This is a genomic window from Gordonia jacobaea (genome assembly GCF_965344965.1).
Lineage (GTDB): Bacteria > Actinomycetota > Actinomycetes > Mycobacteriales > Mycobacteriaceae > Gordonia > Gordonia jacobaea.
Map to the genome: position 1 here is coordinate 204,724 of NZ_CBDRLS010000007.1, position 22,932 is coordinate 227,655.

The window sequence follows — 22,932 nt, forward strand, 5'->3', positions numbered from 1 at the left end:
GCGGGCTCACATCCACCGCAAGGCCGATTGGCCGGGTGATGAGCGCATCCACCGATCGGCGGATGCGTAGACCGGAGCTCGTCGAAAGTCATGCCCCTCCGATGACTTTCCGGACGACGTCGGGTCTGCCCTCCGTCGACCCGCCAACATCAGGAGCATGCCATGGGGATCATTCAGATCGAACTGTTCACCACACTCGACCTCGTCGGACAGTCTCCCGGCGGTCCCGACGAGGATCCCGATGATTTCGACTTCGGCGGCTGGCAGGTGCCGCTGCTGAACGAAACGTCGGGCGCTCAGGTCGTCGCCGCGTACGCCGACACCGACGCTCTGCTTCTGGGCCGACGGACCTACGACATCTTCGCCGACTACTGGCCACATCAGGACGACGAGTTCGGCGCCTTGTTCAACAGGATTCCGAAGTACGTTGCCTCGCGCGGTTCGGCCGCTCTGACATGGGATGGCTCAACACAACTCGGCCCCGACCTTCCGGCGGCGATCGGCGAAATCCGTGACCGCCATCAGCACGTCACGGTCGTCGGCAGCCTCGATCTGGTCCAAACCCTCTTGTCCGAGCGACTCTTTGACCGCCTCGACCTCTGGGTCCACCCAATTCTCCTGGGCAGCGGCAAACGCATCTTCGACGCCGGCTCGGTACCCGCGAATCTCAGACTCGTCGACCCTCCCGTCGCGAGTCCGAGTGGCACGGTGTTCCTGCGTTACGAACTCGCCGACGGCGTGCCGGCCACCGGCGACATGTCGCAGCGCTGACGACTCGACCGGGGCGGCCTGCTTGCGGCCACCCCGGTCGAGGAATCACTGACGTTGCGAAACGGCGTGGTTATGAACCGAAGTTCGGGAACTCGATCGAGCCGTTTCCGCCGGAGACCTTGAAGTTGGTCGTGCAGCCCTTGAACGTCACCTCGTCGACGTTGACCTTCGCATCAGCCGTGCCACCGGGCTGGCTGGAGATTCCGTACAGATCGACGACGGCCTTCTTGCCGTCCGAGTTCGCGGCAGCGATGAGGGCGGACAGCGATGCGTTCTGCGCGGCTGGGATGTTGCCCAGCTTGCGGGTCGCCCACCACTGGTTCGACGACGTCGCGTCGGCCTTGCCCGCTCCGACAGGAGCTCCCCACACGAGCGTGGCGAATCCGCTCGACGTGCCGGTGTTCGCGCCCGTGATGCGGATCTGCCAGTTGGCATTGCCGTTCGACTTCTGGAAGGTGAGCGCGCTGCCGTTGAGATCGGCGAGCGGCAGTTGGCCCGCCGAGTGGTACGACGCCTGGCGCTTGGTCGATGCCGAGGTCGCGAACTCGAGCGAGCCGTCGTTGTCGGAGGCCACTCCAGCGGTGATCTTGCCTGCCTGACCTCGTTCGTCGGGCACGGTGTTGCCCCAACCGTTCGAGTTCGACGGGGTGGCGACCTTGGCGCAGTTGAACGCCGGTGCGGCCGACGCCGTACCCGGCAGTGCGAACGAGACGGCTCCCGCCGCGGCCGCGATGGCAACTGCACAACTGATCTTGCGGTTCATTCTTGTAAATCCTCTGTTCTAGCTTTGTGTCCCCGACCACATCGTCGATGACGACGTGAGAAAGCTAGCAGATCAAATGACCAACACTCACAGTGACCTCGCAGTTCGGACCCTTCGGGCGACTCGGACAGCTGCCCTCGCCGAAGAACAGACCGCTGTCAGACGCCGACCGCGGCGCCGGTCAGCGGTGGGTTCGCCGCGAGAACGGCATTTTCCTCATCACTGAAAGCCCTTGCACGAGAGAGGAATCGAACCCCTTCCGGCGCCTCGAGACTGAATCCGGCGCCGCGACCCTTGACGACGTCGAGGATCAACTGGGTGTGCTTCCACAACTCGAACTGGTCGCCGTTGATCCAGACCCGCACGTCGGGCAGGGGCTCGGGCAGTTCGATGGTTCCGACGAGAACGTCGCGCTGGCCGACCCGATAGTCACCGACGGGGTAACACATCGGCGCCGAACCGTCGCAGCATCCGCCGGACTGGTGAATCATGAGCCCGCCGTGCAGCTCCGACAACTTGGTCAGGAGCTGCACGGCGGCGTCTGTGGCGATCACACGATCAGGCACCGCTCCGTCCGCGGCCGCTGAGGCCGACGTCGACGGGGTTGATTCTGTACTGCTCATCGTTTACCTCTCACTGTGATCTGAACCACAGAGTAGTCGCTGTTCTGTTGCAGGCGCGTTGCACACGACGAACGCCGCCACACAACCTGAAAAAGGTTGCGTGGCGGCGTCGACGTGCCTGCCGTCAGGATCAGAAGAAGCCCTTGGCGTTCTGCGCGTAGCCCACCAGCAGGTTCTTGGTCTGCTGGTAGTGCTCGAGCATCATCAGGTGGGTCTCGCGGCCGATACCGGACTGCTTGTAGCCACCGAACGCGGCGTGTGCCGGGTAGTCGTGGTAGGTGTTCGTCCACACGCGTCCGGCTTGGATCTCGCGGCCTGCGCGGTAGGCGGTGGCACCGTCACGGCTCCACACGCCCGCGCCCAATCCGTAGAGGGTGTCGTTGGCGATGTGGATGGCGTCGGCGTAGTCCTTGAAGGTCGTGACGGCCAGCACCGGACCGAAGATCTCCTCCTGGAAGATGCGCATGTTGTTCTGTCCGGAGAAGACGGTCGGCTTGATGTAGTAGCCGCCCTCGAGGTCGCCACCGAGGTGAGCAGCCTCGCCACCGATGAGGACCTTGGCACCCTCGTCCCGGCCGATCGCGAGATACGACTGGATCTTCTCGTACTGATCGTTCGACGCCTGCGCACCCATCATGGTCTCGGTGTCGAGGGGGTTGCCCTGCTTGATCTTCGAGACACGGTCGACGGCCTTCTCGATGAAGTCGTTGTAGATGTCCTCCTGGATGAGCGCGCGGCTCGGGCAGGTGCACACCTCGCCCTGGTTGAGCGCGAACATCGAAAAACCTTCCAGCGCACGGTCGAAGAAGCCGTCGTCGGCAGCCATCACGTCGTTGAAGAAGATGTTGGGGCTCTTGCCGCCGAGTTCGAGAGTGACCGGGATCAGGTTCTCCGAGGCGTACTGCATGATCAGCCGGCCGGTCGTGGTCTCACCGGTGAACGCGATCTTGCGTATGCGGTTGCTCGACGCGAGCGGCTTGCCCGCCTCGACACCGAAGCCGTTGACCACGTTGATGACACCCGCGGGGAGGATGTCGGCGATCAAACTCATCACGTACAGGATCGACGCCGGGGTCTGCTCCGCAGGCTTGAGGACAACGGCGTTGCCCGCGGCGAGAGCGGGCGCGAGCTTCCACACGGCCATCAGGATCGGGAAGTTCCACGGGATGATCTGGCCGACGACGCCGAGCGGCTCGTGGAAGTGGTAGGCGACAGTGTCCTCGTCGACCTCCGAGATCGAGCCCTCCTGAGCACGCAGCGCGCCCGCGAAGTAGCGGAAGTGGTCAATTGCCAGCGGGATGTCTGCGGCGAGGGTCTCACGGACAGCCTTGCCGTTGTCCCATGTCTCGGCGACGGCGATCTTCTCGAGGTTCTCCTCGAGGCGGTCGGCGATACGCAGCAGCACCAGCGCGCGCTCCGCGACAGCCGTCTTGCCCCATCCCGGAGCGGCCTTGTGCGCGGCGTCGAGCGCGAGGTCGATGTCCTCGGCGGTCGAGCGTGCGACCTCGCAGAAGGTCTTGCCGTCGACGGGCGACGGGTTCTCGAAGTACTGCCCCTTCACGGGCGGGACCCACTGTCCGCCGATCCAGTTGTCGTAGCGGGACTCGAAGGACATCACCGAGCCGTCGGTACCCGGCTTTGCGTAGACAGTCATTGTGTAGCTCCTCAGTGCCATTTTCTCGTTGCCACACAAGCCACTCGATAGGCCGTGTGTGATCTGTTGCACACATTAGGAGCAAAGTGGTTGCAGCCACGTTGCAGTCACGTTTGCAACGTTGCGGCGTCGCATTGTCGCAGTTCAGAGCACTGAATCAGAACGGCAGCTCTGCCACTGCCATGGCCTTCGTGACGTCTCCGGCAAGCGAGACATCTGCCGGATCGATGACGAGGCAGCGGTCGCTGTCCGAGAAATCGAGCTCGTCGAACTCCACCCAGAGGACGCTCGGTGCGGTGGTCAGCTCGAAGAAGTACCGCCGGTTGGTCAGGTCGGCGACCGTGCGGTACTCGGTGTTGTACAGACCGAAACCCTCGTACGGTGCGCCGAACGGAATCGAGACATTCCGCGCGATGGCCAGCACTCCCGCGACAGCCTCCCGAGCTCCGGTCGGATGCGGGAGGATCTTGGTGAAGTAACTCGCTCGTTGGAAACGCGCCACCGGATTGACATTGCCGTCGAGCGGAATCCGGTCATTGGGAGCCGAGAAGTCCTCCTGCTCCAAGAGTCTCAGCTGCTCTCGATACGGTGGCTCGTTGGTCAGGACCGTGTATCGACGATCACGGTGAACCCGAACGGTGCCGTCGAGTACCTCGACGATCGCGGAGTCTCCGGTGGCGTCCTCGATGGCGAGGTGGGTCTTGGCCTTGTGGCCCTCAGCGGACATCATGACGATCTGGACCTCGTCGAGCAGGTCCACCGCCTCGGCGACGGTCGCCGCCTGGTCGAGGAGATACTGAGTCCACAAATGCGCTCCCACTGCCGGCTTGCGCAGATCACGCTCACCGAAGTCAGCATTCTCCAAGTAGAGAAGGTGTGCGCCGAAGCCACGCTCATTCATGCCGTCCGCGGTTCCGACGCCGTAGATCGTCGTGACGACCGAGCCGTACTTCGACGTCCAGCGAGCACCGTTCTCAGCGATCTCTTCCCCGCCTGCAAGCGCACCGTCGCGCGCGATTCCACGTGGCATCGCGGTGATCACCGGCATCGTGGTGTCGGGCCAATCCATGGTGCGCGCCACGACGTACGGCTCGCTCTTGTTCCACAGGATTCGTGTGCACATTGGTCAGCCCTCGGTAGCAAATCGCAGGAGCCCGGCAGCGGAGACACCGTCGGGTAGATCGTCGGACCGCACGCTCATCACACGGGCACCGGTACCCAGTGCGGCCCGCGCGATCTCCTCGAGGACATCGAGGTCGTCTGCAGGGTCGAGGACCAGCGCGCCACCGATGTCGATGTGGCCGGCAACGTGGGCGTTCATGTCGATGATGACGGTGTCGACCTGCCCGAAGGTTGCCGCTCGGGCAAGTTCGGCCAGGTCGGTGACCGCTCTACCCGAATTGCGTCGTTCCTTGAAAGTGGTACGCAGCTCATCGAGGCTCGCTTCGTTGAGCTGGTCGAGCACGACCCTGGTTTCGGCGGCGATCTCGGCGTCGGTCATCTCGTCGGGATTTCCCCGCAGCGGAGCCGCGACGACGTGCCGGTATCCGCTCAGATTGGTGAAAATCGCCGCGAGTGGCTGCGTCGCGGCCACGACAAGTGGCAGCGACGCTGCGTTCAGTGTCGGACGAATCGCATGGTCGACCGCACGCGCATACTGCGTCAGCCGCACCTTGCGGCCCTCGTCTCCGTGCAACCTGCCGTACGGAGACCGTCCGCCGATCGAGCGCAGACCCACTGCCTTCTCGGCGCTGCGCGGCATGTCGGACACGGTCACCTCCCTCGGCGGCTCGTCAGCCGAGATCTCGATCAGCCGGGCGCCGTTCTGCGACAGCGCGAGTGTGTAAGCGTCGTTCGGGAAGGTCGTCGCACGCAGTAGCGGAGTGATGGTGAACCGGTCGGCCAGGGTCGCATAGGACTCGAGGGAGTTGGGAAGCCGGAACTCGACTATGCCCTTCGACGAGACGAAGATCGCGAGGCTCCGACCGAGATGTTCCCAGAACTCGTCGTCGTCGAGCAGGGTGTTCATCATTTCTTCGATCGGCCAGACATCTCGCTTATCGGCACGCCCGTACATCTCGAGCAACACCGGCTCCCAGAGACCGCGCGCGGCCAAGCGGTTGGAATCGGCGTCGATGCCGCCCGGGGTAGTGGGAACGTAGAGCGTTGCGCTGAGTGGGTCGCGTGCCGCCGCAAGGTGCTCGATGTCGTGGGGCGTGGGCATGTCGAGATGCATGAAGACCAACTCCGGGAGAAGTAGACGATGGCAATGCGTGCGCGCCCGAGCAACGACCGGCGACGCACGCCCAGCAGAACGTTAATGCGGCAGCGATCGACTCCGGTATCCCCGCTTCTAGGGGATCGCGACCATTCACCCAACCGACGGGCCGAGAACCCGCCTCCCCCGTCAGATACGGGAGAGGATCTTTCCGCAGTCGGCGAGGACGATCTGCTCGACTCCGCTCGCGGTGGGCATGACCACGGTTGCCGCGGCAGCGCGCCCATCCGGCAACACCCGGATCGTCACCTTCCCGGACTCGACAGATGCGATCAATCGCGCCAGGCTGATCGCCAGATCGTCGGAGATCGCATCCCCGTCGGTGTTCGGCTCGCCAAGCAGCACGACCGCGACGTCACGTTCTCGCAGCCGCTCGATCTGGTCGATCAGCAGGCGATTGTGCGCTCGCGGAACCCTGATCCTGTCGCGTAGCGCCGCTTCCAGTCTCACGATGTCGTTGCGAAAGCGCTCATCGATCTCGTCGCCCGCGGCGAGTCGAGTCAGGATGGGCTCGACAACAGTCCTGATCTCACTGAGATCCTTCCGGGAATCGTGCGCCGCTCGCGCGAGCGCATCCTCGAATATCCGCTCGGATTGACTGCGATGCATCCGTTCGCGACGGACAATCGACCGCAGCACCAGCCTCCAGACGACGGCTGCCATGACGCATCCGATGGGAATGCCCAGTGCATCGGCAAGCTGGTGCTGAGAAAGGTCGTGAAGTACTGACCACGCGATGATGCAGCCGATGAACAACGCGCTGCCCAGTCCACCGATTCGCGGGTTGCCACGCGGGATCAGGAAGGCGACGAGGTACGCGCCGAGGGTCAGGCCCCACGTCTCTCCGGACAGCGGCGAGGCGGCGAGCGAGGTCATGCCGACGAGCAATGCGATCGGCACCAACGCGAGCGCGGGACCGGGACGCAGTGGCCCCGGTGTCGGGGTGGTCAGTAGCAGAGCACCTACCAGTGCAGCGGCGAAGACGACGAGAGTTTTGGGATCGAACACAGAGTCGGGTGAGTCGATTACGGCAAGTGCGACCCCGGTGGACCACAGGAGCAGAAAACTCCATCTCGCGGGCCACGTGGCAAGCCCACCCGCGCGGGTGTTGCCGGTCGTCAGGTTGGGCATCGCAAGACCACCTCCGTACCGGCGTTCGGCGCGGACCTGATGGTTGCTGTTCCACCAAGCCGGTTCATGCGCCCGGCAATACTCTCGGTCAGACCGAAGCCGGCGGCCTGCCTGTCAGGATCGAACCCACACCCGTCGTCGCGGATCGCCATGCGCACGCGGGCATCGGAGATGGCGACAAGAACTTCGCGACGCGCCGACGGCCCCGCGTGACGGACGCTGTTACGCACTGCCTCGAGAGCGGCGCGCGCCGTCTCCTCTGCGACGTCGAGAGCGACGGTGTCCGCCTCTATCCGTGTGGCGATAGCGATCTCCGGATCGGCGCGTTTCAGCGCTCGTGACAGTCGTCCCATGGCTTCGTGGGTATCGATCCGACCTGCGATGACCGGTCTGTCGTCGGCGAGCGCCTCGTCGAGAATGCACTTGGCCTGGTGCGCCTGCTCGCGCAGGACGGGTGGTGGCGAATCACCGACGAGAAGGGCAGCCGACAAGGTGGACAGGATTTCGTCGTGCACAAGCCTGGTCATCTCGGCCCGCTTCTCCGACGTCGCGGCAGCGTCGAATGCGCGACGACGTTGTCGTCGAACCTCCGACTCGGCACGACTGAGCCGTTCGAGCTGTGTGCTCAGCCCGATGAACACCACCACGTACACCAGGTTTCCCAGCGCATCAAAGGTGCTGTGGGCGATCCCGTGCGGGATGGCACCGAATACGACGAAGGAGCTCAGTGCGGGCGTGGCCGACACGAACAGCGCGGCGACCACCGCATATGCAGGGCGCAGAACAAGTGGCAGAAGGGTGATGACCGCCGGCTCGACAGTCCAGAGCCACGGGACTGCTGTAGTGCGTTCAGTCCCGAAGTAGGCAACGCACCAAGAAGCTTGAAGCGCCCAGAACAGTGCCGGAACCACACGCCAAGCGATCCACAGCACCGACGGCGCAAGCATCCTGCCGAAGCAGGCGAGAATCACCAGACACCCGCATACGACGAGTCCGCCGAAGTTCCACCACGTCGCGACCTCGGCGGTATCCGAGTAGACGAAGACAGTCTGATCGAGCAGCAGGATGACGCCGCCAATGGCGATCAACCATCCCAGCGTCCGATTCGTCTGTGTGATCGTCAGCCCCTCGGGCTGGAGAAATGCGGCGTTCAGGGCATCCGTCAGATCTGCGGTATCGGCGCGACGATCCCGTCCTCCAACGCCCGCTGATAGAGGTCGATCTTGGTGGGAGCCGGACGTTTCGCCGCGGCGTACTTCACCCGGATTCGACGTATATGGTCCAGGACGGTCTCCCGAGAAATGAACAACAACTGCGCAACGCGCACAGCGGTTTCACCGGCCGCGTAGTGACCGAGGATCTCGGCTTCACGTGGAGAAAGCTGAACGGGAACGAACTGCGGGTCGCTCTCGATCGCCGCCGCCCAGTCTGCCGATGCCGCGACCTCTCCCCGCACCACGAGGCGAACGGCCTCGACGATCTCGCCGGGCTCCTCCGACTTGCGCACCATCCCCGCGGCGCCGGCTCGCGCAGCCTCGCGTACCAGCGCAGGGCGGTCCCCCGACGTGTAGACGAGCACCGGGACATTCAGCGAACCGAGCGAGGTGATGTTCTCGGTGGGAGTCGAGCCATCGGCAAGCAGTAGGTCGAGCATCACTCCGTCAAAGGACTGACCGGTGGCGATCAATTCGCTTACCGAGGCGGCGGTTGCAACAACGTGCATATCCGGCTCGTGATTGACGATCGTCGCCACGCCGACCATCACCGCTGGGTGATCGTCGACGATCCCGATCCGTGCTTGCGCGGTCACTTCGCTGGTCCCTGTGCTCATGTTCTCGGGGATCAACGATAGCGGATTTGCAGTGATCAGGCGCGTCGAATTTGCGCTTGACCAGCGGTTTTACTGTTTCGCGAAACCGTCAGAGACCGTACCGGCGGTCGAGAATCCTGATCCGCCCCCCGACGAGCGCGCGGTCGGGGTGCCCAACGGGTAGTCGATGCTCAAATCTGCGCCACGCGGCCAGGTCGTCGCGGCCATGCACCGACGACGTCCAGGCCCGCAGCGCGGCGACCTGCCCCTCGGCGATGACCCGCGAGCGGACGTCCTCGCGAAGCTCTTCGAACAATTCGGTGATCCCGGGAGCATTCGACTCGACGAGCAACCCACCGCGACCGATCGCCTCGATGACCGGAACGAGATCGCCGTGGCCCGAGATCTGTTCACGAAGATCTCCCACGTCAGACGACAATTCGACGGTCAGTCGGTACGGCCTGGACTCGATCACATCGGTACCGAGGTCGCGGCGCAAACGAGAGATCTCGGCGCGGACGGTGACCGGGTCGATGCCGTCGTCGGCGAGCATCAGCGCGAGCTGTTCGGTGTTCAGGCCCTCGGGATAGTGCTGCAGCAGCAGGAGGATCTCGGCGTGACGCCGAGACAGCGACCTCCCGTTGGCACCATCTCCCCCACGCTGCCAGCGATAGGCGTTGTCGGCGAGCACCGTCAGTCTTGCCTGAGAGCCGGCCTCGAAGGTCGACGCAACGGAAAGGTCGACGGCCCTCGCCTTCAGTTCACGCTCGACGACGGCCACAACGGAACGAACGGCCGCCAACGCGAAGGGAGCGGCCACCTCGCGCCCACCGGTCACGTCTATCACTCCGATGACGTGGCCGGTCGCGGGATCGTGCACCGGCGCTGCCGCGCAACTCCACTCCTGAACGGGACTCGAGAAGTGCTCGGGCCCCACCACCTGCACGCCGCGACCGGTGGCCAGCGCGAGTCCCGGAGCGTTGGTGCCGACCACCTCTTCACTCCACACCGACCCCTCGATGAAGTTGATCCGGCTGGCGCGATCACGCGCAGACGCCTCGCCCTCCACCCAGAGAAGCCGACCGACATTGTCGGTCAGCGCAAGCACAACACCAGAGTCGGCGATGTCGTCGAGCATCAGGGACTGCACGACTGGACGCACCGCGGTGATGGGATGCGCCTCGCGATAGCGCACGAACTCTTCGTCGCTCATCGCCTGCGCTTCGACGGCGCCCGCTGCCGGGTCGATGCCACGTTGCAGCGAACGCGCCCAGGAATCGCCGACCAGGGATCGGACAGTCTCGGGGACCGCACCGCTTGCCAAGAACTCCTCGTACGCCCGGCGGATCGTCGAGGACACCGCAGCAGCGTCGGTCATGCGCCCTCCAAGTGATCCCGTCGGGGCTGATCGACACCCGACGTTCACTCAATTGTGCCGTGGAGAGTGTGATCTCAGCAACAACACCGAGGTGTGAGCGGCACCGACTACAGCAGGCGGCCGTTGCGACGCGGGTACCGCGCCCGCAAATAGCTGTACAGATACGTGCTGACGAGGAGCGAAACCGCCGACACGATCGCGGGAACGAAGAACGTGTTGTTCCACGAATCGCGAACCATCGCGATCGCCCACGCGATCACGCAGACGACGGTCAACAAGACCGCCAAGAAGCGCACGATCAGGACAAGCGTGGTGACAACCGACCACAAAACGACGCGGGTCTGCTCGTACGAGCTGGTTTTCACGACACAAGGGTATCGATCTTCCCTGCTGCGAGCAGGGCCGGAGAAGTTCACTGTCCGATTAGTCCATTTTCGTGAGCAGGTCTAACTTTTTTGGTCGTAAGGTCAGTAGGAATGTCTACAAAACAATGATCCGGGGGAGGCTCGTTTGCGACGCCGTCATCGTCCACGCCGGCACATCGCGCTCGTCCTGTTCGCACTCGCCTCGGCGACCACCATGGTCGCCACGGGCTGCAGCATGGACGGCGCACGGACGGTCAACACGACCGGTCCGGATGCCATCATCAGTGCCAACGGCACCGAACCGCAGAACGGACTCGTCACGACGAACACCGCCGAAAACGGCGGCGGCCGCGTGGTGGATGCGCTGTTCACCGGGTTGTACTCGTACGACGCCGACGGCAAACCCTCACTGGCAAACGCCGAGTCCGTCGACACCACGGACAACCAGAACTACACAATCCATCTCAAGAAGGACTGGAAGTTCACCGACGGAACACCCGTCAAGGCCGAAAACTACGTTCGCGCATGGAATTTCGGCGCCGCGACGAAGAACGCCCAACTGCAGCAAAGCTTTTTCGAGCCGATCGACGGATACGAGGCGGTCGCAGGCGAGGATTCGACGGCCGATCAGATGTCGGGCCTGAAGGTCATCGACGACCACACCTTCACGGTTCGCCTGACGCAACCGAACATCGACTTCAAACTGGGACTGGGCTTCACGCCGTTCAAGCCGCTCCCCGACATCTTCTTCACCGAGGGCGCAAAGGAATTCGGCGAACACCCGATCGGCAACGGCGCCTACAAGATGGCGGGTCCCGACGCCTGGCGACACAACGTCCAGATCAATGTGGTGCGCAACGACGACTACAAGGGTCCCGACAAGGCACGCAACGGCGGCATCGACTTCGTCCTCTACTCCAGCCTCGACACCGCCTACACCGACCTCACCTCCGGCAATCTCGACGTCACCGACACTGTGCCGGTCAGTGCGCTCAACTCCTACAAGAAGGCGCTCGGCGCGCATGCACTGACCAAGCCGACGGCGTCCAACCAACAGATCGCGATCCCCTACTACCTGCCACATTTCTCCGCGGGGCGCGAAGGAGAACTGCGTCGTGCGGCGCTCTCGATGGCCATCAACCGTCCGGAGGTCACCAAGGTTGTCTTCCGTGGTGCGCGCACGCCGTCAAGGGATTTCACGGCGCGCTCCCTACCCGGATGGAGCGACGACATCCCGGGTAGCGACGTCCTCGACTACAACCCCGAGAAGGCCAAGCAACTGTGGCAGGAGGCCAACGCCATCGCGCCGTGGAGCGGCTCCTTCCAAATCGCCTACAACTCCGACGGTGATCACCAGGTCTGGGTCGACGCGGTGTGCAACCAGATCAAGAACACCCTCGGTATCGACTCACACGGCGCTCCGCAGCCGACGTTCAAGCAGATCCGCTCGGCGATCACGAGCAAGACGATCAAGACCGCCGCGAGAACGGGCTGGCAGGGCGACTACCCGTCGATGCTGGAGTTCCTCGCGCCGATCTTCGTGACGGGAGCCGGATCCAATGACTCGCAATACGTCTCGCCGGAGTTCGACGCACGGCTGACTGCCGCGCAGCGTGCGCGGTCCGACGACGAGTCCTACCGGCTCACCAACGTCGCACAGGAAACCCTGCTGAAGGACCTGCCGAACATTCCGCTGTGGGACTACATCGGCGCCGGCGGTACCGGGCCGGAAGTGACCGCGCAGTTGGCCTGGAACGGCTTGCCCGACTACCCGAGCATCACCAAGGAAGCGAAGGAGTGACCCGGTGACCAGATATCTCCTCATCCGTCTGGGACAGATGGTGATCGTCTTCTTCGGCGCCACGTTCCTCATCTACGCCATGGTCTTTCTCGTCCCCTCCGATCCCATCGCGGCTCTCGGTGGCGGAAAACCCATGTCCCCGGCCCTGATTGCGCAACTGCGCGCGCAGTATCACCTCGACCAACCGTTCTACGTGCAGTACTTCAACTACATCGGCGGGGTGTTCCATCTCGACTTCGGCACGTCGTTCTCCGGGCAACCGGTGTTCGACGTGATGAAGCGCGCGTTCCCGGTGACGGTCAACCTGACACTCATCGCGCTGGTCGTCGAGACGTTCGGTGGCGTGGTGTTCGGTGTGATCTCCGGCCTGAACAAGGGACGCTGGTACGACACCGCGATCCTGATCGTCACTCTCATCATCATCGCGATACCGATCTTCGTGCTCGGCTTCGTTGCCCAGTACCTGCTCGGTGTGAAGTGGCATCTGTTCCCGGTCACGGTCGGCGGAAACCTCGACTTCTATCACCTCATCCTTCCCGGATTCGTACTCGGCGCAGTCTCTTTCGCCTACATCGTGCGGCTCACGCGGTCGGAGGTCGCCGACAATCTGACCGCCGACTACGTACGCACCGCGTCGGCCAAGGGCCTTCGACGACCCCGCGTGATCACCGTGCACGTCCTGCGCAACTCACTGATTCCGGTCGTCACGTTCATCGGCACCGACGTCGGCGTGCTGATGGGTGGAGCCGTCGTCACCGAGGGCATCTTCAACATCCCCGGCGTCGGCGGAACGATCTATCAAGCGGTGATCCGCGGCGAGGCCCCGACCGTCGTCTCCTTCGTCACGGTGCTCGTGCTGATCTACCTCGTCTGCAACATCGTCGTCGACTTGCTTTATGCCGCACTCGATCCGAGGATTCGCTATGCCTGAGACCCCACGCACCGACGCTGCTCTGAACGCGTACCCCAGCTTCTTTCCCGGCCAGGACCGCTTCGTCGCCGACGCCGAAGACGTCGAGCTACTCAAGGTCGACGAGTTCGTCGACGATGTCGATCCAGCAGGCTTCTGGAAGTCGGCGTGGCAGGAGATCCGCACCAAGCCGGTGTTCATCGTCTCGATGATCCTGCTCGTCCTCATCCTGCTGATCGTCGCGTTCCCCGGCCTGTTCGCACACCAGGATCCGCGGTACGCAAACCTCGAGGACTCACTGCTCTCACCGAGTTCGGCGCACTGGTTCGGCACCGACCTGCAGGGCCACGACATCTACGCGCGCGTGATCTACGGCGCGCGCGACTCCGTACTCGTCGGCATTCTGACGACGCTTGCGGTGGTGCTCGTCGGTGGACTCCTCGGCATCTTCGCGGGCTTCTACGGCGGCTGGCTCGATTCGCTGATCTCCCGCCTCGCCGACATCTTCTTCGCCATCCCGCTGATCCTGGCGGCCGTGGTCACCATGCAGATGATCTCGGCGCGCACCGTCTACACGGTGGTGCTGGTCCTCGCGATCTTCAGTTGGCCCCAAATCGCCCGTATCGCACGGTCTTCCGCGATCTCGGCGCGCAACGAAGAGTTCGTCGACGCGTCGCGCTCGCTGGGCTCGTCGCGGTTACGCACGCTGTTCACCCACGTGCTGCCGAACTCGCTCGGCCCGGTCATCGTCATCTCGACGATCTCGCTCGGCGTCTTCATCGTCACCGAGGCGACGCTGTCGTACCTGGGCATCGGCCTGCCGTCGACCGCCGTCTCCTGGGGCATCGACATCGCCGCGGGCCAGCAGTTGCTGCGCGAAGGTCAGCCCATCCTGTTCTATCCCGCTGCCGCACTTGCCATCACGGTCCTCGTGTTCATGATGCTCGGCGACGTGCTGCGCGACGCACTCGACCCGAAGGCGAGGACCCGCTGATGACAACGGACACAACGAACTCCGAGCTGACCTCCGAGAACGGGACTGCCGCACCGGTACCGCTGCTCGAAATCTCCGACCTACGAGTCGATTTCCGCTCACGCGGGCGCGACGTACCCGCGGTGCGCGGCGTCGGACTCACCGTGTACCCCGGTCAGACCGTCGCCATCGTCGGCGAATCCGGCTCGGGTAAGTCGACGACCGCCGCGGCGGTCCTCGGACTGCTGCCCGGCAACGGCACCGTGACCGGCGGCAAAATACTGTTCGACGGCAAGGACCTCGCACAGGCCTCGCGACGTGAGTTCGAGAAGGTGCGCGGTAGCGGAATCGGCCTCGTGCCACAGGATCCCAACACCAACCTCGACCCGGTGTGGCGCGTCGGCTTCCAGGTTCGTGAGACGCTCGTCGCCAACGGTGCGGCCAAGCGCGGCGAGGCACGCACACGTGCCGTCGAGGTGCTCCGACAGGCCGGCCTGCGCGATCCGGAGAAGCGCGCGGCGCAGTATCCGCACGAGTTCTCCGGCGGCATGAAGCAGCGCGCGCTCATCGCGATCGGTCTCGCCGGAAAACCCAAGCTGCTCATCGCCGACGAACCGACGTCGGCACTCGACGTCACGGTGCAGCGCGAGATCCTCGACCACCTCGCCTCGCTCACCGACGAACTCGGCACGGCCGTCCTGCTGATCACACACGACCTGGGCCTCGCCGCCGAGCGCGCCAGCCACCTGGTGGTCATGTACCGCGGCCGCATCGTCGAATCCGGCCCGGCGCAGGAGATCCTGACCAATCCCCATCACGAGTACACCAAGCGACTCGTCGACGCCGCGCCGTCGCTCTCGTCGCGCCGCGCCGACCGCCACAAGCCCGCCGAGCCCACCCCGCCGGTCGAGCCCAACCCGGTGGTCGAGCCTGTCGAGACCACCACCCCGCCGGCCGAGCCCAACCCGGTGGTCGAGCCTGTCGAGACCACCCCGCCGGTCGAGCCGACCTCCTCGCTGGTCGATCCCAAGCCGCTGGTCGAGCCTGTCGAGACCACCCCCACCGCGGTCGTCGTCGCGTCGAATCTCGTGAAGGACTTCCCGATCCGTGGCTCGGTCCCCTTCCGCAAGGCCACGCCGTTCCGCGCCGTCGACGACGTCAGCTTCACGCTCAACCGCGGCACCACCACGGCTGTCGTCGGCGAGTCCGGCTCCGGCAAGTCGACGGTCGCGCGCATGGTGCTCGGACTCCTCGAACCAACCTCGGGCACAGTCCAATTCGACGGCAGCGACGTGACATCGCTGAAAGGCGCTCAGGCCAAGTCTTTCCGACGCCGCGTGCAGCCGGTCTTCCAGAACCCGTACGGCTCGCTCGACCCGATGTACTCGATCTACCGTGCGATCTCCGAGCCGCTCGTCGTGCACAATATCGGCGACAAAGCGTCCCGCATCGCACGCGTTCGCGAACTCCTCGACCTCGTCGCACTCCCGTCATCGGTGATGCAGCGGTTCCCCAACGAGCTCTCCGGCGGGCAGCGTCAGCGGGTCGCGATCGCACGCGCGCTTGCGCTGAACCCCGAGGTCGTCGTCTGTGACGAGGCGGTGTCCGCCCTCGACGTCCTGGTGCAGGAGCAGATCCTGACCCTCCTCGACGACCTGCAGCACGAACTCGACCTGACGTACCTGTTCATCACACACGACCTCGCCGTCGTCCGTCAGATCGCCGACCGCGTGCTCGTCATGCGCAAGGGCAAGGTCGTCGACGAGGGCACCGTCGACGACGTGTACGAGAACCCGACGTCGGACTACACGCGTGAACTACTCGCAGCCATCCCCGGGCGAAACCTCGAACTTCAGCAGTAATCCTCGCGCTCGGCGTCGTCGAAGGGCGACAATGGACAGATGAAAACGTTGCTGAACATCATCTGGTTGGTTCTCTGTGGTTTCTGGATGGCGCTCGGCTACGTCATCGCGGGCATCATCTGCTGCATCCTGATCATCACGATCCCCTTCGGTATCGCGTCGTTCCGGATGGCCAACTACGCACTGTGGCCGTTCGGTCGAACAGTGGTCCGCGATCCCCAGTCGGGAGCGTGGTCGGTGATCGGGAATGTGATCTGGATCATCGTCGCAGGTTGGTGGCTGGCAATCGGGCACCTCACGACCGGAATCGCGATGTGTCTGACGATCATTGGCATACCGCTCGGCATCGCCAGCTTCAAGATGATCCCGATCTCACTCGTGCCTCTCGGCGCGCGGATCGTGCCCAGCGATGCGGTGCGCAACGACCCGATCATGGGCGCGACACGAGCAGCCTGACCCGTGAATCGACGCAGACGAGACACTCCGTTCGATTCGACCCATCCACTCCTATGACCGGATCCGAACACCGGGCATGAGTATCCGCCAGCGATCCGTCCCGCCCTCCAACGTCGCCGTGGTCGGCAGCGGGGTCGCGGGATTGACCGCTGCGCACGTGCTCTCCGGAAGCAGCCGGGTGACGTTGTTCGAAGCCGACGACCGACTCGGCGGCCACGCCCACACGCACTCGGTGCCCATGCCCGACGGAAGTGTCGTCGGCGTCGATTCCGGTTTCATCGTCCACAACGACCGCACCTACCCGACCCTGCTGCGCCTCTTCGCCGAACTCGGCGTGGCAACCAAGGACACCGACATGTCGATGTCGGTCAGCTCAACGGTGACCGACCTCGAGTATGCGGGCGCCCTGGGCTTCTCCGGGTTGTTCCCGACACCGCGCAACGCCACGCGAGGCCGCTATCTGCGCATGCTCGGCGAGGTGACCCGATTCCACCGGGCGGCGCGCGCACTTCTCGACACCCCCGACTCCGACGAGCCGCTCGACGACTTCCTCGACCGCGAGAACTTCTCCCCGTACTTCCGCGAACACTTCATGCTGCCGCTCGTCGCGGCGGTGTGGTCGTGCGACGCGGCAACCGCGAGCCGCTACCCTGCGCGCTACCTCTTCACCTTCCTCGATCACCACGGCATGCTGTCGGTGTTCGGGTCGCCGACGTGGCGCACCGTCGACGGTGGGTCGGACACGTATGTCCAAGCCGTCGCCGACGGTGTCCGACGCCGCGGCGGCGCAGTCAACCTGAGCACCCCGATCCGGCACATTTCCGAGAACCTTGACGGCACAGTCGAACTCGCCATGTCATCCGGGACACAGAACTTCGACGCGGTTGTCGTCGCCACCCATCCTCACCAGGCTCTCCGACTACTCGATGCCCCGACCCCGCAGCAGCGTCGAGTTCTCTCCGCCATCGAGTACGCACCGAAACCTGCTGTGCTGCACTCTGATATCTCACTGATGCCACGGGCACGCCGCGCGTGGGCATCGTGGAACTACCAGATCCACGGCGACGCGTCGGGGGCAGTCGACGACTCGCAGGTCGCGGTCACCTACGACCTCACCCGGCTCATGCGCCTGAATCCCGAGCATCCCCGCATGCTGGTGACACTGGGCCGCACCGACCTCGTCGATGCGTCGACCGTCATCGCCGAGATGACATACGAGCACCCCGTGTACACCACGGAATCGGTTGCAGCACAGGCACTGCTACCGGATATCAACACCGACGCGATCGTCTTCGCGGGCGCCTACCACGGGTGGGGCTTCCACGAGGACGGCGCGCTCTCCGGAGCACGCGCCGCGGAGCGTCTCGGTGTCGCATGGGATTCCGCGCGGCAGACCACGGTCGACGACGAGCGGGAGTCGGCATGACCGGGAACGCCCAACTAGTGCATAGTCGCGTCACCCACACCCGCCTATCGCCGTTGCGGCACGCCTTCACCTACCGCAGTGTCTCCTGGCTCGTCGATATCGACAGCCTGCCAACACTTTCCGCACCGTTACGACCCTTCGCTCAATTCCGCGGAGCCGACCACTTCCCCGAACCGATGGTCGACGGCCAGACCCTGCGTGACCGCCTCGATGCCCACCTCCGCAGCGTCGGCAAACGCCCTCCAGACGGAAAGGTCGTCGCGCTGATGTCACCGCGCGTCGCGGGCTACGTCTTCAACCCGCTGAGCGTGTACTGGTGCCATCGCAGCGACGGTTCGCTGGCATACGCGGTCGCCGAGGTCCACAACACCTACGGCGGCAGGCATTGCTACGTCGTCGAACTCGACGACCACGGGCGCGCAGAAGTTGACAAGGAGTTCTACGTCTCGCCCTTCAACGACGTGTCGGGCAACTACCGCCTGCGGATGCCGCCACCCGCCGACGGTCGCGTCGCCGTCTCGATCGTCCTGGAGCGCGACGGTCACGAGCCTTTCGTCGCATCGCTGTCGGGGCGCATCGAACCCGCGACGCCGCGTGCGATCGTCGCGACCCAGATGCGCGCGCCGCTCGCCCCGCTCGTAGTTTCGGCCCGCATCCGATTCCAGGGAATCAAGCTGTGGGCCAAAAGACTTCCGATCGTGCCCCGCCCCCCGCAGGTTCACCCGCCGGCCGAGCCCCCACCGCTGGACGAGCCCACACCACTGGCCGAGCCTCAACCCTCGCTGGTCGAGCTTGTCGAGACCACCCCACCGGCCGAGACCACCCCACCGCCGGTCGAGCGTCAACCCCCGCCGGTCGAGCCCCCACCGCTGGTCGAGCTTGTCGAGACCACCCCCACCCGAAAGGTCACCGATGAGTAGTCCCGCCACCGACTCCGACTCGCATGACACCCCGCCGCCCGCGCTCGACACCGACCTCACCGCGGCAGACGCTCGCCGCTGGCCCGACGTCGCGGCCGTACCCACCGGCGCGGCCGCGCGGGTCCGTGGACGCGCCGCAGCGTGGCTCTTCCGCCACGCGACCACCGGGATCGGAGTCCGCATCGAATTCCCCGACGGCTCACGTCGCGGAAGCAAGACCGATTCGGTGTTGCCGCGCATGATCGTTCGTCGCCCGGTCGCGTTCTCACGTCGCGTCGGCTCCGGCGGTCTGATCGGATTCGGCGAGGCCTTCATGGCGGGCGACTGGACCACCGACGACCTCGTCGGCGTCCTCACCCCCTTCGCCGAACGAGTCGCCCGGCTCGTCCCGAAGCCCCTGCAAACCCTGCGCGCACTGGTCCTCCCCCGACATCCCGCCGACGAGGAGAACACCGCCGCCAACACGCGCAGCAACATCGCGCGGCACTACGATCTCTCCAACGACCTCTTCGCTACCTTCCTCGACGAGACGATGACCTACTCGAGCGCCCTGTTCGACGACCCGTCCCTCGACGCAGACGCCGCGAAGACTCCCAAGCCAACCTCCCAGGCCGGATTCGACGACCTCGCAGATGCCCAGCGCCGCAAGGTCGATCGCCTGCTCGATGCGGCGGGTGTCGGCCCGGGCTCGCGCGTCCTCGAGATCGGAACCGGCTGGGGCGAGCTATGTCTACGGGCTGCAGCACGCGGAGCCACCGTGCGATCGGTGACTCTCTCGAGCGAGCAGCGCGAGCTCGCGATGCAGCGCGTCGATGAGGCGGGCTTCGCCGATCGTGTGCAGATCGACCTGCTCGACTACCGCAGCGTCACAGGTACCTATGACGCCGTGGTTTCCGTCGAGATGATCGAGGCCGTCGGCGAAAAGTATTGGCCCATCTACTTTTCGACGATCGATCGGGTGCTCGCGCCCGGAGGCCGCGTCGCCATCCAGGCCATCACCATGCCCCACGACAGGATGCGCGCCTCCCGGAACACCTATACCTGGGTGCACAAGTACATCTTCCCCGGAGGGCAGCTCACCTCTCTGCCCGCACTGCGCGACGTCACCGCAGAGCACACCCGACTTCGCTTGCGCGACAACCTGTCCATGGGCCATCACTACGCCGAGACACTGCGACTGTGGCGCGAACGCTTCACCGCTCGCCGCGCCGACGTCGAATCCCTCGGATTCGATTCGACGTTCATGCGGATGTGGCAGTTCTATCTCGCCTACTCCGAGGCGGGATTTCGCGCTGGATACCTCGACGTGCATCAACTCGTCTTCACCCGTGATGACGACTCCGCCGGGAGCACCGACTCATGACAGGACTGACCGGGTGGGCGGGCTTCGGCGTGGTGACCGGAGCGTCGTTGCTGTTCATCGTTGTCCTGCAGGCCATCACGTTTGCGGTGGGCCGTCGTCTCGGGCATTACAACGTCGTCGACGTCATCTGGGGATTCGGATTCGTCGGGATCGGCTGGATCGCACTGATTCTCGGTGGCGGCGACATCACCCGACGGTGGATTCTGGCCGTCGCCGTCACGGTGTGGGGTCTGCGACTGACCTGGCACATGCTGGGCAAGGTTCGCGGCAAGGGTGAAGACCCGCGCTACGCAAAGGTTCTCGGCGAGAACCCCTCGGCCGGGCGCGTCATCCGCAAGATCTTCGGAACCCAGGGGGCTGCACAGTGGTTCGTGTCGCTGCCGCTGCAGGTCTCCGCGGTCACGCACGCGACGCACGGAATCTGGTGGATCGTGCTGATCGCGGGTGTCGTGCTCTGGGCCGTCGGTATCTCGTTCGAGGCGATCGGCGACGCACAGATGACGTCGTTCAAATCCGATCCGTCCAACAAGGGCAAGATCATGGACCGCGGGCTCTGGGCATGGACGCGTCACCCCAACTACTTCGGCGACTCCGCCGTGTGGTGGGGAATGTGGCTCATCGCCGCGTCGGCATGGCCCGGAGTTCTGACCGTGCTCTCGCCCGTGGTGATGACCTACTTCCTGGTGTTCGCAACCGGCGCGCGTCTACTCGAGCAGTCGATGAGCAAACGCGACGGCTACCCCGAGTACCAGCAGCGCACGTCGTACTTCTTCCCTCTACCGCCGAAGACGCGTGAGGGGCGGGTAGTCAGGGCAACGCGCCATGACCGCCCTGCTCCCAGCCCCAACACCTCCAGCCCGGTCGACGAGTTCGGCCTGGTCGCCGAGTTCTGCTGAACGCAAGACTCAGGTGTGGTTGAGGGTCAGCACGTCGCCAATTAGGGTGAACTGCGATGAACGCAGAGGCCTGTCGGTGACCGCTGACCACGATGCCGGCGACCGGCTGCCCGCACTTCTGGAGAAGATCGCTTCGGGAGACGAGCTCGCATTCGCCGAGTTCTACGACCTCACCAGCCATCGCGTCTACGGCATGGTGCTGCGTGTTCTGCGCGACCCCGGCTACAGCGAGGAGACCACGCAAGAGGTCTACCTGCAGGTCTGGCGATCTGCGTCGACGTTCCGCGCCGACCTCGGCTCGGCGCTGAGCTGGCTCATCACCCTGGCACACCGCCGCGCCGTCGACCGTGTGCGATCGGAGACCGCGAGCAGCCGCCGCGAGGAGAACTACGGAGCGCAGGACTACACCTCGACATTCGACGAGGTCAGCGAGGCCGTCGACAAACGGGAGACGAGCTCGCAGGTCCGCGGCTGCCTCGAAACGCTGACCGACGTCCAGCGCGAATCGATCGGTCTCGCCTACTACGAGGGGCTCACCTATCGCGAGGTCGCCGAGCGACTGTCGGTGGCGCTTCCCACCATCAAGAGCCGTATCCGCGACGGAATGGCTCGCCTCCGCTCATGCCTCGGAGATCGTGATGTCTGACGAAAATCCCACTACCCCAGCACCTTCGGACGACAACCTCGTCAGCCTCGCACCGATGCTCGGTCTGGACGCACTCGGTGCGGCCGAGCGCGACTCGGTTGCCCGACGCCGCGCGAAGGCATCGGACACCGACCGCGCCGCCTTCGACCGCGACGTCCGACTCACGCGCGAGGCGATGGCCTCGGTCAGTTCCACCACATCCGCAGCGCCGCCACCGGAACTGCGCGACCGCCTGCTGCACCTCATCCGCACCGAGCCCCAGGACGACGCCCCCTCGCCCCGCCCCCCCTCGGGTCTGTCGGCCGTGGACGCCTCCCGCCCGTCCGGAGCGGCAGACCCCTCCCGCCAGCCCCAGGCAGCCGACACACCGGCGGACCTTTCTCGCTGGTCGAGCCGGTCCGGAGCGCCAGCGGAGGACCGAGTCGAGACCACCCCGCGCAACCGTCGCATCCTCTACCTCGCGGCCGCGGCGATCGTGGCTGTCGCGATCGGGGCCGTCGGCTGGGTCGTCGGCGCCAATCTCTCGTCCGACAACGAGCCTCAGCAGACCACCGCGCAGCAGGTGTTCGACGCCAAGGACATCCGCACCTCGTCGGGTTCGGTCGCCACCGGCCGCGCGACCGTCGCATACTCCGAGAGCGCAGACGCGGGCGTGCTGGTCATGAACGACGTGCCACCACCCAAGTCCGGGACGGTCTACCAGATGTGGCTGGTCGGCCCCGAGGGCGCGACGTCGGCGGGCACCATGACCGACAAGGACGTTGCCCCGTCGACCACCGCGGTGATCCCGCACATCGGAAACGCGAAGTCGCTGGCATTCACCGTCGAGCCGCCTGGCGGCTCGACGACTCCGACCAGCAGCTTTGTCGCCGAACTGCCGCTGAGCTAGATTTCCCGCCGCAGTTG

General features: G+C 64.9%; 21 protein-coding genes and 1 pseudogene. 12 read left to right on the forward strand and 10 right to left on the reverse strand.

Translation table 11 applies throughout. The features are described from left to right. Positions 1 to 162 precede the first annotated feature (162 nt). Entirely contained in the window at positions 163 to 771 is a 609-nt protein-coding gene (locus tag ACRVY7_RS21325) for a dihydrofolate reductase family protein (protein WP_431818549.1), read from the forward strand. Positions 772 to 841: 70 nt separating this feature from the next. Here the strand turns inward: ACRVY7_RS21325 and ACRVY7_RS21330 are convergent, their stop codons facing one another. The 10 genes from ACRVY7_RS21330 to ACRVY7_RS21375 form a co-directional block, all read right to left on the reverse strand. Beyond that, complete coding sequence (locus ACRVY7_RS21330) at positions 842 to 1,534, reverse strand: hypothetical protein (RefSeq protein WP_431818550.1); 693 nt, start codon at positions 1,532 to 1,534, stop codon at positions 842 to 844. A 158-nt stretch (positions 1,535 to 1,692) separates the two neighbouring features. Continuing rightward, on the reverse strand, positions 1,693 to 2,157 hold the full coding sequence (locus tag ACRVY7_RS21335) for a DUF779 domain-containing protein (RefSeq protein ID WP_049700261.1): 465 nt from the start codon (positions 2,155 to 2,157) through the stop codon (positions 1,693 to 1,695). A gap of 130 nt (positions 2,158 to 2,287) precedes the next feature. Continuing rightward, the gene (gene exaC / locus ACRVY7_RS21340; protein WP_049700262.1) at positions 2,288 to 3,811 is read right to left on the reverse strand and encodes an acetaldehyde dehydrogenase ExaC; all 1,524 of its coding nucleotides are present in this window, start codon (positions 3,809 to 3,811) and stop codon (positions 2,288 to 2,290) included. A 157-nt stretch (positions 3,812 to 3,968) separates the two neighbouring features. After that, entirely contained in the window at positions 3,969 to 4,934 is a 966-nt protein-coding gene (locus ACRVY7_RS21345) for a linear amide C-N hydrolase (protein WP_431818551.1), read from the reverse strand. A gap of 3 nt (positions 4,935 to 4,937) precedes the next feature. After that, the gene (locus ACRVY7_RS21350) at positions 4,938 to 6,035 is read right to left on the reverse strand and encodes a baeRF11 domain-containing protein (RefSeq protein ID WP_270485132.1); all 1,098 of its coding nucleotides are present in this window, start codon (positions 6,033 to 6,035) and stop codon (positions 4,938 to 4,940) included. Positions 6,036 to 6,218: 183 nt separating this feature from the next. Then, entirely contained in the window at positions 6,219 to 7,220 is a 1,002-nt protein-coding gene (locus tag ACRVY7_RS21355; protein WP_431818552.1) for a DUF8320 family protein, read from the reverse strand. Then, positions 7,208 to 8,308 carry a sensor histidine kinase gene (locus ACRVY7_RS21360; protein ID WP_431818553.1) on the reverse strand — a complete coding sequence of 367 codons (1,101 nt, stop codon included), beginning with the start codon at positions 8,306 to 8,308 and terminating at the stop codon, positions 7,208 to 7,210. The genes ACRVY7_RS21355 and ACRVY7_RS21360 overlap by 13 nt, the downstream gene beginning before the upstream one ends. Before the next feature lie 74 nt (positions 8,309 to 8,382). Beyond that, complete coding sequence (locus ACRVY7_RS21365; RefSeq protein ID WP_431818554.1) at positions 8,383 to 9,051, reverse strand: response regulator transcription factor; 669 nt, start codon at positions 9,049 to 9,051, stop codon at positions 8,383 to 8,385. Between the two features lie 88 nt (positions 9,052 to 9,139). Then, a complete protein-coding gene (locus tag ACRVY7_RS21370) occupies positions 9,140 to 10,408 on the reverse strand; it encodes a helix-turn-helix domain-containing protein (RefSeq protein WP_049700267.1) in 1,269 nt (422 codons plus the stop codon). Positions 10,409 to 10,515: 107 nt separating this feature from the next. Continuing rightward, complete coding sequence (locus ACRVY7_RS21375; RefSeq protein WP_270485139.1) at positions 10,516 to 10,773, reverse strand: hypothetical protein; 258 nt, start codon at positions 10,771 to 10,773, stop codon at positions 10,516 to 10,518. A gap of 214 nt (positions 10,774 to 10,987) precedes the next feature. On the opposite strand from ACRVY7_RS21375, the gene ACRVY7_RS21380 reads away from it, so the two are divergent. The 11 genes and pseudogenes from ACRVY7_RS21380 to ACRVY7_RS21430 all read left to right on the forward strand — a co-directional run bounded on the left by ACRVY7_RS21380 (position 10,988) and on the right by ACRVY7_RS21430 (position 22,915). Then, complete coding sequence (locus tag ACRVY7_RS21380) at positions 10,988 to 12,574, forward strand: peptide ABC transporter substrate-binding protein (protein ID WP_431818570.1); 1,587 nt, start codon at positions 10,988 to 10,990, stop codon at positions 12,572 to 12,574. Between the two features lie 4 nt (positions 12,575 to 12,578). Further along, entirely contained in the window at positions 12,579 to 13,505 is a 927-nt protein-coding gene (locus ACRVY7_RS21385) for an ABC transporter permease (RefSeq protein ID WP_431818555.1), read from the forward strand. Then, positions 13,498 to 14,478 carry an ABC transporter permease gene (locus ACRVY7_RS21390; protein WP_049700269.1) on the forward strand — a complete coding sequence of 327 codons (981 nt, stop codon included), beginning with the start codon at positions 13,498 to 13,500 and terminating at the stop codon, positions 14,476 to 14,478. Before ACRVY7_RS21385 ends, ACRVY7_RS21390 begins: the two co-directional genes overlap by 8 nt. Next, positions 14,478 to 16,319, forward strand: coding sequence for a dipeptide ABC transporter ATP-binding protein (locus ACRVY7_RS21395; protein ID WP_431818556.1), 1,842 nt, complete (start codon positions 14,478 to 14,480; stop codon positions 16,317 to 16,319). Before ACRVY7_RS21390 ends, ACRVY7_RS21395 begins: the two co-directional genes overlap by 1 nt. 39 nt (positions 16,320 to 16,358) lie before the next feature. Beyond that, complete coding sequence (locus tag ACRVY7_RS21400; RefSeq protein WP_049700270.1) at positions 16,359 to 16,775, forward strand: YccF domain-containing protein; 417 nt, start codon at positions 16,359 to 16,361, stop codon at positions 16,773 to 16,775. A 76-nt stretch (positions 16,776 to 16,851) separates the two neighbouring features. After that, positions 16,852 to 18,201, forward strand: coding sequence for an NAD(P)/FAD-dependent oxidoreductase (locus ACRVY7_RS21405; protein WP_431818557.1), 1,350 nt, complete (start codon positions 16,852 to 16,854; stop codon positions 18,199 to 18,201). Beyond that, positions 18,198 to 18,944 (forward strand): annotated as a pseudogene (locus tag ACRVY7_RS21410) (DUF1365 domain-containing protein); the annotation flags it as partial. The gene ACRVY7_RS21405 and the pseudogene ACRVY7_RS21410, both read left to right, overlap by 4 nt. 169 nt (positions 18,945 to 19,113) lie before the next feature. Further along, a complete protein-coding gene (locus ACRVY7_RS21415; RefSeq protein WP_431818558.1) occupies positions 19,114 to 20,484 on the forward strand; it encodes a class I SAM-dependent methyltransferase in 1,371 nt (456 codons plus the stop codon). Further along, positions 20,481 to 21,380, forward strand: coding sequence for a DUF1295 domain-containing protein (locus tag ACRVY7_RS21420; RefSeq protein WP_431818559.1), 900 nt, complete (start codon positions 20,481 to 20,483; stop codon positions 21,378 to 21,380). Before ACRVY7_RS21415 ends, ACRVY7_RS21420 begins: the two co-directional genes overlap by 4 nt. A gap of 76 nt (positions 21,381 to 21,456) precedes the next feature. After that, positions 21,457 to 22,026, forward strand: coding sequence for an ECF RNA polymerase sigma factor SigK (sigK, locus tag ACRVY7_RS21425; RefSeq protein WP_005207638.1), 570 nt, complete (start codon positions 21,457 to 21,459; stop codon positions 22,024 to 22,026). Continuing rightward, the gene (locus ACRVY7_RS21430) at positions 22,019 to 22,915 is read left to right on the forward strand and encodes an anti-sigma factor (RefSeq protein ID WP_431818560.1); all 897 of its coding nucleotides are present in this window, start codon (positions 22,019 to 22,021) and stop codon (positions 22,913 to 22,915) included. Before sigK ends, ACRVY7_RS21430 begins: the two co-directional genes overlap by 8 nt. Positions 22,916 to 22,932 lie beyond the last annotated feature (17 nt).